Below are 14,189 nucleotides of genomic sequence, written 5' to 3'. Positions count from 1 at the left end.
CCGATGAAGTCATGGACTATAGCTCTTTGTACCTGCTGCACGCTTGTTCTCGTCGCTTGCGCTCCTAAAGTTCGCATTTATGAAAAAACGGTAACGACCTCGTTGCCCGCCGCCACAAGCACTGAATTGGCTCAAGCGGCCAATCGGCTGGGAGATCCCAAAGACGGTCGTTCAGGCGTCAAACTAATCAGTGATGGTGAACAAGCTCTGGTGTCACGACTTTTGTTGGCTGCTGCGGCTGAGCGAACGATTGACGCTCAATACTACCTTCTGCACAACGACCCGACAGGTCACCTTTTTGCGGCTAGCCTTTTGCAGGCTGCGGATCGAGGCGTGCGGGTGCGGCTGCTGTTGGATGACATGGATACATCCGGTTATGACGCGATGACAGCCGCGTTGGATCACCATGAGAATATTGAAATCCGCTTGTTCAATCCTTTCTGGCGTGACCAAGGCCTAGTCGTTGCCGGACTAACGGATTTCAAACGCATCAATCGCAGAATGCATAACAAGTCGATGACCGCAGACAACGTGTTCACGATTGTAGGTGGTCGAAATATCGGGGCCGAATACTTCCTGGCACGGGAAGAAATGAACTATGCAGATTTGGACGTTTTGGCCGTCGGTCCCGTCGTGAATGAAGTATCGCAGAGCTTTGACGCATACTGGAACAGCGAGTTCGCTGTTCCGGCCCGCGTGGTTGTCGGGGAACCCGAAGACTTCACACTTAGCGAAGCGAGAAACAGGTTGAGTGAATTGGTAGAGGAAGCAAAACAAACTCGGTACGGCGCGGCCCTTAGAAAATCGGCGAGGGAAAACTTTGCAGACGGCGCGCTGTCACTAGATTGGGTGCCCGCAAAACTCTACGCTGATCCACCGTCCAAGGCCGCGGGGCTTGAGAACTCAGGTCCAATTCTTGCGTCGCAACTGTTGCCGTATTTCGAAAGCGCTGAAAGTGAGGTGAATATCGTTTCTGCTTACTTCGTGCCACGCAACAAAGGCGTGAGGTGGTTGAACGAACTGGAAAACCGCGGTGTCGACGTCAAAGTCGTAACCAATTCACTGGCTTCAAACGATGTCGCACCAGTCTACGCGCACTACGCAAAGAAACGCCGAGCATTACTGCGTAGCGGGGTTGAGCTTTATGAATTGCGGCCGGACGCCTATCAGGTCCAACGTCGTGGTATTAACTGGGCTCAGTCTCGGTCTGGCCTGCATTCTAAAGCGTTTGCTGTTGACGACCGGTATCTGTTCATCGGTTCGTTCAATTGGGACCCTCGCTCGGTCAACATCAATACAGAAATGGGCATTTTGATCGACTCGCCAGCTCTGACCATTCAAACCTTAGGCGCTTTGGACGAAGCACTGTCGGCATACACCTATCACGTGACACTGGAGGAGGCAGGGCAGCTAAAATGGAGCACAAAGGACGCAGATGGAAAAGTCCTCGAATATAGCTCAGAACCGACGGGTTCTGCCTGGGATCACATAGTCGCCGGCTTTCTAGGTATTCTGCCCATCGGTTCTCAGCTTTAGAGTTTTGAAGAGGACTTGGGAAACACATCAAACTTGTTCTGGCTTTTTCCACTGTGCCATCGGTGCAAATCCTCGCGCGTATTCACGACGATGATAAAGCTGAACTGGAAGCGCAGGGGGAAATGACCCATCACACATCGGATTGATCGCACATCTGATACCTTTCATAAGATGAACGCGTTTTGGTATTCTTAGTGTTCAATGCGCCTTGTTCTGCCCGTAACCGATAGTGGCATAGGTCGCTAAACCATTTATGGTCCGTCCAGTTTAGGGAATTGTCCGCGCGCAGTCTTTGGCATGCATTGGCTTCGCAATCGACGAAAAATGGGATCGCCAATGAACACACAAACAGTCACTCCCATCTGTGCGTTTGATATAGTAGCTGGCCAAGCAGTCCCTGTCTCTTCAGATTGGCCAGAACCCTTCGCAAGGCAGCAAAACGGCTACCGCTGGATTCATTTCGACCTTGCCGACAGCGGCTTGAAGCAATGGGCATCGGAACAACTGCCGAACATAGCCGCGCAAGCATTGCTTCAATCCGAAACGCGACCACGATGTGATCTGCACGAGGATGGCATCATCCTGAACCTGCGCGGCGTTAACCTGAACCCTGATGCGTCTCCGGAGGATATGGTTTCTCTAAGGCTCTGGGCCACAGAAAGAACTATCGTATCTGCCCGCGTGCGCAAAGTCTGGGCAGCAGACAATCTTCGTCTAAAAGCCGAAAGCGGTACGGGGCCGGAAAGTGTCGGTGCATTTTTGGCTGAACTTGCTGCGGGGCTCACAAAGCGGATTGAGGCTGTTTCCCTTGAACTTGAAGACGAAACAGATTCTCTCGAAGAGGTTGGGCTTTCAGGAAATGAAATCAAACCAGAGAGCATTGCGCGATTGCGGCAAACGGTGATCAAACTTCGGCGCTATATCAGTCCGCAACGCGACGCGCTCGATGCTTTGTCCTCATTAAGAAGTAGCGTAATTCACAGCGACGCATCCGTATTGGTCAATGAAACCGCGAACCGCACTCGCCGTACGCTTGAGGAACTGGATGCAAGCCGGGATCGCTTGACAGCCCTTCAGGAGCAAATGGACGCCGAACACGCGAATGCGCTGGCTCGAAACGGCTATCTCTTGTCTGTCGTGGCCGCGATCTTTCTGCCACTTGGATTTCTGACTGGTCTATTTGGCGTGAATATTGCTGGCATGCCCGGCTTGAGTGCGCCCTTTGCGTTTTGGGCGCTGACACTGGCGTCGGTTGCCATCGGAATTGCACTTTACGTCGTATTCAAACTCTCGAAGTGGTTGTAGCGAAAGTAGATTGCCAAAGGTTGACCAAACTGCTGTTCAAAAAGCCTTGATCACCTTCGCCAAATCGCTATTGCGAGCAAAATAGCTTCTCATTTCTCAGTTTGACATTAGGCTGGACCCGATGTTCCGACAGCTCTTACCGATATCAGCGCTACTTCTTGGATCAGGGCTTCTTCTGTTCGCAGGTGGTGTCCATGGTCTGATACTTCCCGTTCGTGGCTCTTTCGAGGGTTTTTCCGCCAGCTCTCTGGGTCTTTTGGGAACGGGGTGGGCAGTTGGCTATGTTGCAGGATGCCTTGTTGCACCAAGGCTTGTTGGAGCAGTAGGACATATTCGAACCTTCGGCGTAATGTGTGCTCTCGCCGCCGTAACGATCCTTTTCCAGGCTGTGGTAGTAGAATCGTGGGCTTGGATACCGTCGCGCGCAGTTTCAGGATTTTGTTTTGCTGGCGCGGCAATGATCGTCGAATCCTGGCTCAACGATAAGGTTGAACCCAATACGCGTGGTACAGTCTTTGGCGTCTACACGATGGTTAACTTGGGTGCGGTGACAGCCGGTCAGATGGCTATCTCACTGGGAGATGCAACAGGTTTCATCTTCTTTGCCATTGGTGCGATGGTCTATTGTTTGGCGCTTATACCAACAGCCCTGTCAACCTCGGAGTCGCCCGCACCCCTGACATCTGTGCGTCTCGATTTACCGGCGTTGTGGCGAAACTCACCAGTTGCGGTTGCCGCGGTCTTTCTTGTTGGCATTTCAAATGCAGCATTTGGGACGCTTGCTGCGGTGTATGCGGATCGCGTCGGGCTATCACTTACTGCAATTGCCTTGTTCGCGAGTATTCCGGTTTTGGCCGGAGCCTTTGCGCAAGTCCCGATTGGTTTTGCAAGTGATCGTATGGACCGGCGTAAAGTCTTGCTGTTTACAGCGGGTGTGGCTCTCGCTTCAGACCTGGCTTTCGTCCTTCTTGCGCCGGAGTCGCGCGTCATGAACCTTGCTTTGGTTGGGATGTTCGGCGCTGCAATTTTTGCGATGTATCCAATCATCGTTGCGCACGCGAACGACCATGCTCCGCCGGGCACCTCGATTCAGGTATCAGGTGGGTTGCTGATGGTCTACGGGCTGGGATCGATTGTCGGGCCGCTGATAGCAGGTGTAGCAATGACTGGATTAGGGCCACAGGGCCTGTTCATGACAACTGTGGCAGCGCATTGCCTGATGATCGTATTTACGTTCTGGCGGATTATGGCAAAGTCAGCCGTACCTGAAAGTGACAAGACCGCATTTCGCGTCAGCGCTCCTGCAAGGGTGGTTACGCCTGAAACTGCCGTCCTTGCTGTCGGTGAAGATGAGGCAATTTCGCTTGCTGACGCCGAGAGCGGGCTGGGCGCCAGCCCCGATATGAAGGATAGTCTGGCGCCAAGAACTAATTCTGAAGACAGCCCTTCCTAATCGTCCCCAATGTGTTCGCGGCGCGCCATACTGGTCAACTACCGGCGCGAAGGTGAGAATTGAACATCACCTTGATCAAACATGGTTTTCGCACATGGCTCTGTGAGTGCTCCTGTCACTCATCCACAACACGAAACTCGCCGGAAGGCGCATCAGTAGGTGGTTCTTCAAACTCATTGGAAATCAGACCGCGACGGATGAGCTCTCGGATGGCGGCCGCTCTGGAGGGCAGTCTGTTCTCGAACCGCCAATCATCGATGACTTTAAGCTCTTCGAGGTCGAGCATCAGTTGCAGTTTTTCGGTGCGCTTTGGTGGTCGATTTTGATCGGACACTGGCATGACCTCAGTAGCTTACGTCAGTTACTCCAAGCATGTATGGCATTGGGCCTGCGTGTCTACAGCAATGTTGGCATGTTGGGCAGGATACCCAGGATCATGAAGCGCCGCATGATGCGTCGGATACCTATGATAAGTATATGATTTTATTTGTAATTTCATGCATCGCCCTTAGGTTTTACTCCACAAGCAACGAAACGGAGTGAAAATGATACAGCAAGTCTTGAAGTCTGAAGTTCAGGAAGAAACGAACGACACAGGCATCGACAAGAACGCCTGGATCGCCAACGCGGTGACCGAAGTATTGGCCGATACAATGATCCTGATGGTGAAAACCCAAGGCACACATTGGAACGTTGTGGGCCCACTATTCCTGCCGATCCATGAGCTGACAGAGCGTCAGTATCGTGACCTGTTCGAGGCCGCTGATGATTTGGCCGAGCGTGTGCGCGCTCTGGGTCAGGTGGCCCCGATCTCGTTCACGGACATGGTTAGCCAAGCCAATCTGACCGAAGAAGAGACGGTCAAAGATGCCGAGGGCATGATCAAACAATTGGTTGCAGACCACGAAGCGATCGCCCGGAACCTGCGTGAGACTGCCGCGACCGCCGCCCGTTATGGCGACGGGGCTACAGAGGATCTGATGAACGCCAGAATGGCGAAGCATGAGGAAGCGGTCTGGATGCTCAAGGCAATTGTTGCGGCCTGATGGGCGGCTCATCTCGATCTGAACCACAGTTTGCGAAGAAAGGAAAAACGATGACACGTGTTGGGTACGAGAAAAAGGCACAGCTGCAACTGGATAGCTGGAATGCTCAAATTGATGTTCTCGAGGCCAAGCTGAAGGTGGCTGAAGCGGACGCCAAGCTTGAGCTCGAGGAACAGCTCAGCAAGCTCTACAAGGTAAGGTCCGATGCAGAGGCTCAGTTGAAAGAGTTGAAATCGACCAGCGACGAGGCCTGGGAAGATGTCAAAGAAGGCTACGAGGCCGCATGGGGCGATATGCAGAACGCTTTGAAAAAAGCGGCCGACCGGTTCGCGTGAAGCTGGGTTCGTTAAAAAGGTCGTGTCGTGAATGGGGACCGGAATGCAAACACCTAGTGAATTAGTGAGAAACTTTCGCGGGTTCCTAACCATCCCTGCTGCCATAAGTCTTTCAGGGCTTTTGGTGGCCGGGATTGTCTTCAAGACCGAGCAAGCGCTCGTTGGTTGGGGTTGGTCCGCTTCCGATTGGCTCAGCGTTTCCAATCGCACTGCGAGCGATGTACTGAGCGCAATCTCGGCAGCATCCATGTCCGCGTTGGTCATGGTCTATTCCATTGTTCTGCTGGTCTACACTTTGGCAGCAGGATCTATTGGACCCAGGCTCTTGCAGCGTTTTGGCGAAGACAGGGTAAATCAGATTGCAGTTGGCTCACTTGGAGCAACGTTTTTATACAGTTTGATGATCCTGTGGCTGATACGCGACGACACATCCGTCAATTTGGCCGTTGCGATTGGAATAATCTATTCGATCACTTCAGTTCTTTTGCTGTTGCTCTTCGTTCAGACAGTTTCGACGCGCGTAACCATTGATCAGGAGGCGGCGCGGATCTCCAAAGCCTTGGATCGCCAAGTGAGCAACGCAATCGAAAACAGTGCAGATATTCCATCTTCAGAGGCAATCCCTGAGGAGGGAGACAAGAGCCAAGTCTCGGCTTCGGGAACAGGATATGTGAATTCGATCAATACCGAAGGTCTGGTGGGTGCGGCCAAGGAAGCAGGAGCCGTCGTCGTTTTTGATGTGCAACCAGGTGACTTCATGGTTCCAACGGACACTTTGGCCAATGTTTATGGTGATGTTGACGAGAGCCTCAATGATCTGGTGCAAGCAGCAGCTCCGTTAATCCCCGCGCGAGATCCCAATGGAGATATCCGCTTTTCTGTCCATCTTCTCGTCGAAATCGCACTTCGTGCTTTGTCACCGGGTGTCAACGACACGTTTACCGCAATAGTCTGCATCGACCGGCTTTCGGCGTCTCTGGCTCGAGCGTGGTCGTCCAAGCTCTGCACGGGTGTATATCGGGATGACGACGGGGTCGTGCGGGTGGTGTATCCATCCATCACAGCAGGGTCATTGTTTCAGGATTCGATGCCGGCACTGAGACGCGCAGCCAGGGGCAATGGCCTCGTAACAGCAGCCCTCATACGAGCTTTGGCACGTATTGCTGAAGCAGCTCCAGAAGAAGATTTGCGGGCTGTTGTAGATGAACTAACTGCGGTCAGAGATGAGACCCGAGAAAGCGATATGCTCGAGCGCGATATTGAAGAGTTTTGTGGCCAAGTCGAAACCGCAATTGAAGGGATTTAGTCAACCGCCCTGGGCATTTGCAGTCCAGTTCGGTTCTTTCGCAAACATTGTTCCCACCTGTCAAATCAGGCATGTTTTGGTAGCGCGTGCTCAAAATGACAGGAGCGGACCATGCCGATCTCATTCAAGGGCGCGCATTTTCCGAAAGAGGTGATTTGGCGGATCGCCATTCCCACTGAGGCGGATTCCAAAGAATTTTGCGAAAGACCCGTATCCCGGATAGAATGCGCGTCACGTTGAGAGGGGCAGAATGCGCTATCTGTTGTTGCAAGTATTGGCGATTGTCGCTTTTGCAGGCGCGCTTTGCGCAGAAAAGAGCGATTACATCGAACTTGCACAAAGAGGGTGGGGGTATGAGCTGCGGTCCACGATGCTGGGGCGTGATATGGCGATCCCCGTTCACATCAATGGCCGCGATCAGGCCGGTGCAGCCTTGTGCCTGGTTGGTGAAAAACCGCATCCGCAAACGCTCGTCGTTCTTGATACCTTTCGGGCATTGCTGAAACACAGCTTCGGCCACCCGACACCCATGCGGTACGCTGGCCCATCTGCGCGAGATTGTGGGACCGGTCGAACCGTGGTTTTGCGATTGTATTCCGGGTACCCTCCCAACCGGGACCTTTCCGCAGATATCGACTGGCTCAGCGAACTCCACCAACTTGGTTTGCCTGCGGGTCGAAACTATGTGGTGACATCACCGGCGATGGCACAGACCTTTTTTGGTCATCGGGGGCAGGGGACCCATATCTTGGTGAAACAACCGGCGCATGATCGAACCAGCAAGCTGGAAAGAGATTTTCACAAATCGATCCTGCTGGAAGAGCTGTTTCAATCCTTCACCTTCGGCATGGACATCCTGCTATATGACAAATCTTCAGGGTTTCTGTCCAAATTGCAGGAAACGCCGGTAAACTTGCAGCGCCTGACTTGGAGTTCGCACGCCTTCATGCGCGCATTGCTGGATTCGAACCCAAGCGGTCTTTGTGCTTTTGACGTCTTCATGATGCATGCTGTCGCGCAATCCCCGGTGGATCAAACCATAGACCCCGGCTTTATCGATTACATTGACGCCGAATATGACAGCCTATGGGCGCAGACGGACGAAACCCTGGCCAATCCCAGATTTGCAGCCCTTTTTGATGAAGGCTGCACCAATTCGGTTCGTGTGCCCAGGTAATACCATCTGACGTGTTTTGTCGGGCGGGTGACTCCGGGTAGCCTGAGCGCAGGCAATGCGCCCTCAGAGGCTATGGGAGGACATATGGATACGAGGCCTGAAAACCCGCCACGCGCCATTGCGGGATTGTCCGCGTATCTGTCGCAGGGGCTAATTGGTCACGCGCATCTGGTGGACTCCCTTTTGATCGCGCTGCTGGAAGGTGGCCATCTTCTTGTAGAAGGTCCGCCCGGGCTGGCGAAGACACGAGCGGTCAAATGGCTGTCAAACGCCGTCGAGGGCGGCTTTGCCCGTATTCAATGCACACCTGATCTGATGCCCTCTGATTTGACCGGAACACCTGTTTACCAGCCTCAGGAAGGCCGGTTTGAGTTTGTTCCGGGGCCGGTGTTTCACACGCTGGTGCTAGTTGACGAGATCAACCGCGCGCCGCCAAAGGTGCAGTCCGCCTTGCTGGAGGCCATGGCAGAACATCAGGTTACGGTAGGCAATGAAACCTATACCCTGCCGGATCCCTTTCTGGTCGTGGCGACCCAGAACCCCATTGAACATGATGGAACCTTTCCCTTGCCCGAGGCGCAGTTGGACAGGTTTCTGCTGCATGTCGTACTGACATTGCCGGATCTGGAAACGGAACGTGAGATCCTTGATCTGGTCATTGCCGAAACCCGAAATGGGCCTCCGGAAGCGCAGCGGATGACGCTTGAAGAGTTGAAGATTGCCCGCACCGAAGCGCAGTCGGTTCACGTCGCGCCAGAATTGCGGGACTATATCGTGCGGCTTGTGCTTGCGACCCGTGAAGGTCCGTTTTCCGAATATATTGAACACGCTGTCTCGCCGCGTGGGTCATTGGCCCTGGCCTCGGCATCGCGCGCGCGGGCCTATCTGCGGGGCCGGGATTTCGCCCTGCCTGAAGATGTCGCCGCTGTTGCGCCCGATGCGCTGGCCCACCGCATGGTGCTGACCTGGAGAGCCGTTGCAGATGGGAAAAAGCCGCGCAAGCTGGTGGCTGACATTCTGAATGCGGTCGAGCCGCTGTGACGGGGATACTGGAACATGCGGGGGTTCGCCTGACGACCGAGGCCTTGATTGCATTGCGGCACATCGCATTGACCGACCACGGCAACCCGACAATGACGGCCCTGCCCGGAGGATTTCTGACCCGAAAGCGCGGGCAGGGCGTCGAGGTTGCTGATGTACGCGAATATGTGGACGGGGATGACATTCGTCATTTGGATCGCGGAACAACCGCCCGCACGGGGCGTATGCATATCCGGCAGTTTCAAGAGGAACAGGACCGTGTCGCCCTGTTGGTCGCGGATTTTCGTGCACCGATGTTCTGGGGCATCCAGCGGGCGTTTCTGTCAGTCGCTGCCGCCGAAGCCTTGACCCTGATCGGGTGGTTCATGGTTGAAAGCGGCGGTCGTGTTGGTCTGTTGGCGCTCACAACCGGCGCACCCGTCATCGTACCGTTGCGAGGGAAAACGCGCGGGACGCTGGATGTGATCGGTGGCCTGGTTCAGGCTCATGCGCGCAGTCTGACCGCTCTGCAAAAGGGTGAGGATGAAAGCTGGACGCTGGAACAGGCACTTGCTGGCGTTGAACGCCTGACGCCGACGGGGGCCGAAATTATCATCGCGTCTGGCTTCGATCAGCAGGGAGACGGTTTTTCGGACGTGCTGGACCGGCTCAATCATCGCCGCACCACAAGACTGCTGCTTGTGACCGAAAGCAAAGCGCATGAGATGCCAAGAGGCTGGTATCCGATCCGTCTTTCAGATGGGCAGCAAAAGCGGGTTTATCTGGCCCAGGCAGAGCCTTCCGGTGAACTTGCGTTTCAGAAGGTCGCAACACATCCTGCGCTTGTCGTGAATGCCAGTGACCCGGTCGAACAAACCTCTCGTCGCATTTCGTCGGTTTTCGCGGCAAGATATATGGCATGAGTGAGAAAGCACTCTCTGAAGCCACGATGCTGGCCAGCCTGCGGGATATCCATTTGCCCACCGAGGCCGCAGGCGGGGCGGTCGCCGAATACGCGGCTGTTCTTGGAATCTCGGCGCTGGCCTCGGTCGGCTGTGTCGCCATCTTGCGGTTGCTGAGTGTCAGGACCGCAGCATACAGGCGGCCGGGCCCACCTGATCAATCTGTTGACCAAACGGGGTGGTCCGTGGATCGCCGCAGGGTGGCTCTTTTGCACAAACTGCGCGCTCAGAATCCGAAGCGTTATGCAGAGTTGACGGGTGATCTTTATCAACCCGGCGGTGAACCGGATCTGGCGACCCTGCAAGAGGAGGTCGCGGGTCGTGTTTGAGCTTGCTGACCCCTGGATCTTGCTGGCGCTGCCATTGCCTTTTGTCATCATGCGTCTGGTCAAGCCGCGGCCGGTCTTCGAGCGGGGGTTCCCGGTTCCGGACCGCATAGGCGGAATGCTTATGGCGGCCAGCCCACAGGCTCAGGCCAGAACCCGGACTTTGGCGGACCTCCTGATTTTGTGGATCATTTGGGGGCTCATGATTTTTGCACTGTCCGGTCCGCGCCAACTGCAACCCGTCAGCGCCCTGAAAGTGTCCGGACGGGACCTTGCGATTGTTCTGGATCTTTCCGGATCGATGGTGCGGGATGATTTTTATCTCGATGAGCGCCAGATCACCCGTTTGCAGGCGGTAACCCGTGTTGGATCCGAGTTCGCCCGACGCCGCGCCGGCGACCGGGTGGCCTTGATTGTTTTCGGGTCCGAAGCCTATTTCGCCACGCCTTTCACTTTCGATACCGAGGCTGTCGCGCGACGGATCGAGGAGGCCACGATCGGTATCTCGGGCCGTGCGACAAACATCTCCGATGGTTTGGGCCTTGCTTTGAAGCGCCTGGCCAACAGCCAGGCGGCGTCGCGGGTCGTCATTCTGTTGTCGGATGGGGTGAACAACGCGGGTGCCACGAATCCCGGTGGCGTGGCCGAACTGGCGGCCGAGATGGGGGTGCGGGTCCATACGATTGCTCTGGGCCCGAAAGACCTGCAAAGCGCCGAACCCGGTGAGCGCGGCGTCGTCGACGCGACAACCCTGCGCGCCATTGCCGAAACTTCCGGTGGCGAAGCGTTTCGCGTCAAAACCACCGATGATCTTGTCGACGTGACGCAAGCCTTGGATCGGCTGGAAGCGACGGACAGCGCGGGACTTACGGCCGAGGTCTACCGATCATTTTGGACCTGGCCCGCTGCAATGGCGGCCGCGCTTGCCCTGTTGGCGGCCTGGAGGCAAGCGTGATGATTGAGCTTGAAGTCACTCTGCTCAGGCCGGTCTGGGGGCTTTTGTTGCCCGTCGTCTGCGGGGCAGGGTGGTGGTTGCTTTCCCGTGCCGGAGGGTTCGGAGCCTGGGACAAGATCACCGACCCGCAGCTTGTCCAAGCAATGGTCGCGATTGGCCGGATCGAAGGCGGCTCCTTTCCGCTCAAACCGGCCGCCTTGCTGCTGACCACCGGCATCATCGCAATTGCCCTGACCGGCCCGGCAATCGAGCGGCGCGACGCGCAGACCTATCGCAATCTGGATGGCGTATTGTTCCTTGTGGATGCATCAGACAGCGTGGCGGAAGGCGACCGCTGGCCGCAGGTGCTGAGCATGGGGCGCTGGGCGGTCAGTGCGCTTGGGTCCCGCCCCGGCGGCATCATCGTATACGCGGGTGATGCCTATGTCGCCACGGATATGACCACCGATCACCGCCAATTGGGTCAAACGCTCTCGCTCATCGATGGGCAGACCGTTCCGGACAAGGGGTCGCGACCCGAACGCGCACTGGCTTTGGCATGGCAGCGGATGGAAGAGGCGGGCATCCTGGCCGGGGACGTTGTCATATTCACTGACGGGGATGGGCTTGGATCACCCTCATTGCAGGGGGTCGCATCGCTTGCCTCACGAGAGGTGCGCGTGTCTTTGGTGTCGGTTCACCCTCCGACTGCGCAAATCCAAACTCACGCCGCGCTTGGCGGTGGCGCTGTTTTCACTTTGGACCAGTCAGATGATCTGGCCAAGTGGCTGGCAGATGATGCCGCAACCCGCTTGAAACGGGCGGACTATCCGGTGCTGTTCTGGCATGATCTGGGGCGGTACATGCTGTTTTTCGCACTGCTCCCCCTGCTGTTTTTGTTCTGGAGGCAAGCGGCATGAGGTGGTTCGCGATTGCAGGTGCCGCATGTATTGCTGTTGCCTTTGCGCTGGGCGGCTCTGCCCCCTTTGGTCGCGTCGCATTGGCAATCGGTCTGTATCCAATGGCTGCAAAGCTGTTTTCCGACCCTGATTGGCAAGGTGTTGCCTTCTACCGTGCCGGGGATTTTGACAAAGCAGCCAGTGCTTTCGAGCGCGCCGGGAACCAGTATAACCTTGGCAATGCTTACGCCCGGAACGGCCAATTGGCCGCCGCGCTGGAAGCCTATGATCAGGCCATGGCCCGGGGGAACCTGGATGCTCAGGCGAATTTCGATGTGCTGGCTGCCTATTACGCAGGGCAGCAGATCACCCCAGAGGCGCTGAGCCTGTTCCCCGAACGCAAATCCGGCCCCAAGGCCGACAGTTTTGTCGCGCGCGGGAATGCACGGGCGGCGGGAACCGGCAGTGAGGTCACGAACGCGAACACGATGCTGGGACTGGCGGAATTGGACAGCCGCGGGCAACTGGGCGTGCGCCGCATATTTGATGACAAGTTCATGGTTGCCGATCTGCGCTGGCTCAACCAGCTTTCCGATGTTCCGGGTGAGTTCATGGCGGCCCGGATCGCACACGAACATAAGCGCCGGGAAAAGCTTGGTCTTTCGCCTCCAGAAGCGGAGAATCCGGAATGAAGTGGCTGTTTCTGTTTCTGATTGCTCTTCCGACGCAGGTTTTGGCGCAGTCCAAAACAGTGCTGCCGTCCGAGGCGTCGATAGAAGTCACCATTGCCGACGATGCCTCGGTTCCCTTCACCCGAGAGATGGTGCTGTTGACGATCCGCGGTGTCTATCGTCGGCACATCACGCGCGAAGAGCTGATCCAACCCCGTTTGGACGGGTTCAGCTGGGCGCAGCTGGGGCCGGACAGTTGGTCGGAAGAAAGGATCGATGGCCGGAAATACAAAGTGTTCACCCGACGGATGGCGATCTATCCTGTCGAGGCAGGCAAGCTTGAAATTGGCCCGTTTGTGCACAGGTTGACCCTGACAGACGAAAATGACGACTGGTTCGAACACGAAATTCAATCAGAGCCGCAGACCATTCAGGTGGCGCAAGCCCCGGCCACCAAGGAGTGGTGGTTTCCGGTTCGCAAGTTGCAGATTTCGGATCAGTGGTCGAATGCGCCGGATCAACTTGCACCGGGTGAGGGGGTCTTGCGCGTCATTCGACTGGAAGCCCTGGGCGCGACACCCGAGATGATCCCGCCCATGCCTGAGTTGACCTCGCCTTCGGCCCTGATCTTCGCGCATCCTGAGAAACGGCTTGTCGAACTGACCCCGCAAGGGCCGGTCACCCATGCGTTCTGGCGCTGGACCATCCGCCCTTCGAACGACACGTCCGGTATCGTTGAACCCTTGCGATTCAGTTACTTTGATACCGTGGCCCGCGAAGCCCGAGAAGTCATCATTTCACCACAACGCATTGCCTACGGCACGGCCATCAAAGACGTAAGCCTTGGCGGCGCAGAGGCAGATGCGCCGCCTGCAACGCTGTTGGGTTGGCCAATGGCCGCAATCGCCATTGTCGTTTTTATGACTGGTTTGGGATTGGGACTGTCCGGTCACAAATTGGTCGCTTCAAGGGCACTGCGTCGCTTTGGGATTTTTGATCCGTTGGCCCGGGAATTGCGGCGCAGCGTCAGGGCTGGTCGCGCAGACAGACTGCGGCATGCGGCTTCTGCCATCCTGCGCCGCGACGGCCCTTCATCCAGTCGACTCAAACACGTGCAAGATTTTGACAGGCAGTATTTTGATCCCAAGGCTGCGGCGCCCGATTTGAAGGCGTTTGCCAGGGTCTTCCTCGGGAACCGGGCCGACTGAGACATCAAGCA

Annotated in this window: 15 protein-coding genes; 14 read left to right on the top strand and 1 reads right to left on the bottom strand. The window is 56.1% G+C overall.

The window, feature by feature from the left end:
* The first annotated feature begins 3 nt into the window (after positions 1-3).
* The 3 genes from AC2FNN_RS06770 (at position 4) to AC2FNN_RS06760 (ending at position 4,294) form a co-directional block, all read left to right on the top strand.
* On the top strand, positions 4-1,536 hold the full coding sequence (locus AC2FNN_RS06770) for a phospholipase D family protein (RefSeq protein WP_496757473.1): 1,533 nt from the start codon (positions 4-6) through the stop codon (positions 1,534-1,536).
* 336 nt (positions 1,537-1,872) lie between these two features.
* Complete coding sequence (locus tag AC2FNN_RS06765) at positions 1,873-2,841, top strand: zinc transporter ZntB (RefSeq protein ID WP_496757471.1); 969 nt, start codon at positions 1,873-1,875, stop codon at positions 2,839-2,841.
* Positions 2,842-2,962: 121 nt separating this feature from the next.
* The gene (locus AC2FNN_RS06760; RefSeq protein ID WP_496757470.1) at positions 2,963-4,294 is read left to right on the top strand and encodes an MFS transporter; all 1,332 of its coding nucleotides are present in this window, start codon (positions 2,963-2,965) and stop codon (positions 4,292-4,294) included.
* A gap of 115 nt (positions 4,295-4,409) precedes the next feature.
* Here AC2FNN_RS06760 and AC2FNN_RS06755 read toward each other — a convergent pair whose 3' ends face one another.
* Complete coding sequence (locus tag AC2FNN_RS06755; protein WP_171636968.1) at positions 4,410-4,628, bottom strand: hypothetical protein; 219 nt, start codon at positions 4,626-4,628, stop codon at positions 4,410-4,412.
* A 211-nt stretch (positions 4,629-4,839) separates the two neighbouring features.
* Here AC2FNN_RS06755 and AC2FNN_RS06750 point away from each other — a divergent pair, with 211 nt between their 5' ends.
* From AC2FNN_RS06750 to AC2FNN_RS06700, 11 genes are all read left to right on the top strand, one after another.
* Positions 4,840-5,340, top strand: a complete 501-nt coding sequence (locus AC2FNN_RS06750) for a Dps family protein (protein ID WP_496757468.1) — start codon at positions 4,840-4,842, stop codon at positions 5,338-5,340.
* Between the two features lie 50 nt (positions 5,341-5,390).
* Positions 5,391-5,675 (top strand): sll1863 family stress response protein, encoded by a 285-nt coding sequence (locus AC2FNN_RS06745; RefSeq protein ID WP_496757466.1) that lies wholly within the window; start codon positions 5,391-5,393, stop codon positions 5,673-5,675.
* A gap of 43 nt (positions 5,676-5,718) precedes the next feature.
* Positions 5,719-6,981, top strand: a complete 1,263-nt coding sequence (locus AC2FNN_RS06740) for a DUF2254 domain-containing protein (RefSeq protein WP_496757464.1) — start codon at positions 5,719-5,721, stop codon at positions 6,979-6,981.
* 250 nt (positions 6,982-7,231) lie between these two features.
* On the top strand, positions 7,232-8,158 hold the full coding sequence (locus AC2FNN_RS06735) for a hypothetical protein (protein ID WP_496757463.1): 927 nt from the start codon (positions 7,232-7,234) through the stop codon (positions 8,156-8,158).
* An 84-nt stretch (positions 8,159-8,242) separates the two neighbouring features.
* Positions 8,243-9,199, top strand: coding sequence for an AAA family ATPase (locus AC2FNN_RS06730; protein ID WP_496757462.1), 957 nt, complete (start codon positions 8,243-8,245; stop codon positions 9,197-9,199).
* The gene (locus tag AC2FNN_RS06725; RefSeq protein WP_496757460.1) at positions 9,196-10,101 is read left to right on the top strand and encodes a DUF58 domain-containing protein; all 906 of its coding nucleotides are present in this window, start codon (positions 9,196-9,198) and stop codon (positions 10,099-10,101) included. Before AC2FNN_RS06730 ends, AC2FNN_RS06725 begins: the two co-directional genes overlap by 4 nt.
* Positions 10,098-10,469 (top strand): hypothetical protein, encoded by a 372-nt coding sequence (locus AC2FNN_RS06720; protein ID WP_496757459.1) that lies wholly within the window; start codon positions 10,098-10,100, stop codon positions 10,467-10,469. Before AC2FNN_RS06725 ends, AC2FNN_RS06720 begins: the two co-directional genes overlap by 4 nt.
* A complete protein-coding gene (locus AC2FNN_RS06715; protein WP_496757457.1) occupies positions 10,462-11,421 on the top strand; it encodes a VWA domain-containing protein in 960 nt (319 codons plus the stop codon). The genes AC2FNN_RS06720 and AC2FNN_RS06715 overlap by 8 nt, the downstream gene beginning before the upstream one ends.
* Positions 11,421-12,320, top strand: a complete 900-nt coding sequence (locus AC2FNN_RS06710; RefSeq protein ID WP_496757513.1) for a vWA domain-containing protein — start codon at positions 11,421-11,423, stop codon at positions 12,318-12,320. Before AC2FNN_RS06715 ends, AC2FNN_RS06710 begins: the two co-directional genes overlap by 1 nt.
* Entirely contained in the window at positions 12,317-12,991 is a 675-nt protein-coding gene (locus tag AC2FNN_RS06705; RefSeq protein WP_496757456.1) for a hypothetical protein, read from the top strand. Before AC2FNN_RS06710 ends, AC2FNN_RS06705 begins: the two co-directional genes overlap by 4 nt.
* Positions 12,988-14,178, top strand: a complete 1,191-nt coding sequence (locus AC2FNN_RS06700) for a hypothetical protein (protein ID WP_496757455.1) — start codon at positions 12,988-12,990, stop codon at positions 14,176-14,178. The genes AC2FNN_RS06705 and AC2FNN_RS06700 overlap by 4 nt, the downstream gene beginning before the upstream one ends.
* Positions 14,179-14,189: the final 11 nt, after the last annotated feature.

It is taken from the genome of Ruegeria sp. BHSA118 (genome assembly GCF_059613405.1).
Note: the sequence above shows the minus strand (reverse complement) of the source record. Positions and strands in the feature narration are given on the sequence as shown.

What these genes read in the sequence shown, in the direction of transcription:
- AC2FNN_RS06735 (WP_496757463.1), top strand. Translation starts at nt 7,232, where the DNA reads ATGCGCTATCTGTTGTTGCAAGTATTGGCGATTGTCGCTTTTGCAGGC.
- AC2FNN_RS06705 (WP_496757456.1), top strand. Translation starts at nt 12,317, where the DNA reads ATGAGGTGGTTCGCGATTGCAGGTGCCGCATGTATTGCTGTTGCCTTT.
- AC2FNN_RS06700 (WP_496757455.1), top strand. Translation starts at nt 12,988, where the DNA reads ATGAAGTGGCTGTTTCTGTTTCTGATTGCTCTTCCGACGCAGGTTTTG.
- AC2FNN_RS06710 (WP_496757513.1), top strand. Translation starts at nt 11,421, where the DNA reads ATGATTGAGCTTGAAGTCACTCTGCTCAGGCCGGTCTGGGGGCTTTTG.
- AC2FNN_RS06720 (WP_496757459.1), top strand. Translation starts at nt 10,098, where the DNA reads ATGAGTGAGAAAGCACTCTCTGAAGCCACGATGCTGGCCAGCCTGCGG.
- AC2FNN_RS06750 (WP_496757468.1), top strand. Translation starts at nt 4,840, where the DNA reads ATGATACAGCAAGTCTTGAAGTCTGAAGTTCAGGAAGAAACGAACGAC.
- AC2FNN_RS06745 (WP_496757466.1), top strand. Translation starts at nt 5,391, where the DNA reads ATGACACGTGTTGGGTACGAGAAAAAGGCACAGCTGCAACTGGATAGC.
- AC2FNN_RS06740 (WP_496757464.1), top strand. Translation starts at nt 5,719, where the DNA reads ATGCAAACACCTAGTGAATTAGTGAGAAACTTTCGCGGGTTCCTAACC.
- AC2FNN_RS06770 (WP_496757473.1), top strand. Translation starts at nt 4, where the DNA reads ATGAAGTCATGGACTATAGCTCTTTGTACCTGCTGCACGCTTGTTCTC.
- AC2FNN_RS06765 (WP_496757471.1), top strand. Translation starts at nt 1,873, where the DNA reads ATGAACACACAAACAGTCACTCCCATCTGTGCGTTTGATATAGTAGCT.
- AC2FNN_RS06760 (WP_496757470.1), top strand. Translation starts at nt 2,963, where the DNA reads ATGTTCCGACAGCTCTTACCGATATCAGCGCTACTTCTTGGATCAGGG.
- AC2FNN_RS06730 (WP_496757462.1), top strand. Translation starts at nt 8,243, where the DNA reads ATGGATACGAGGCCTGAAAACCCGCCACGCGCCATTGCGGGATTGTCC.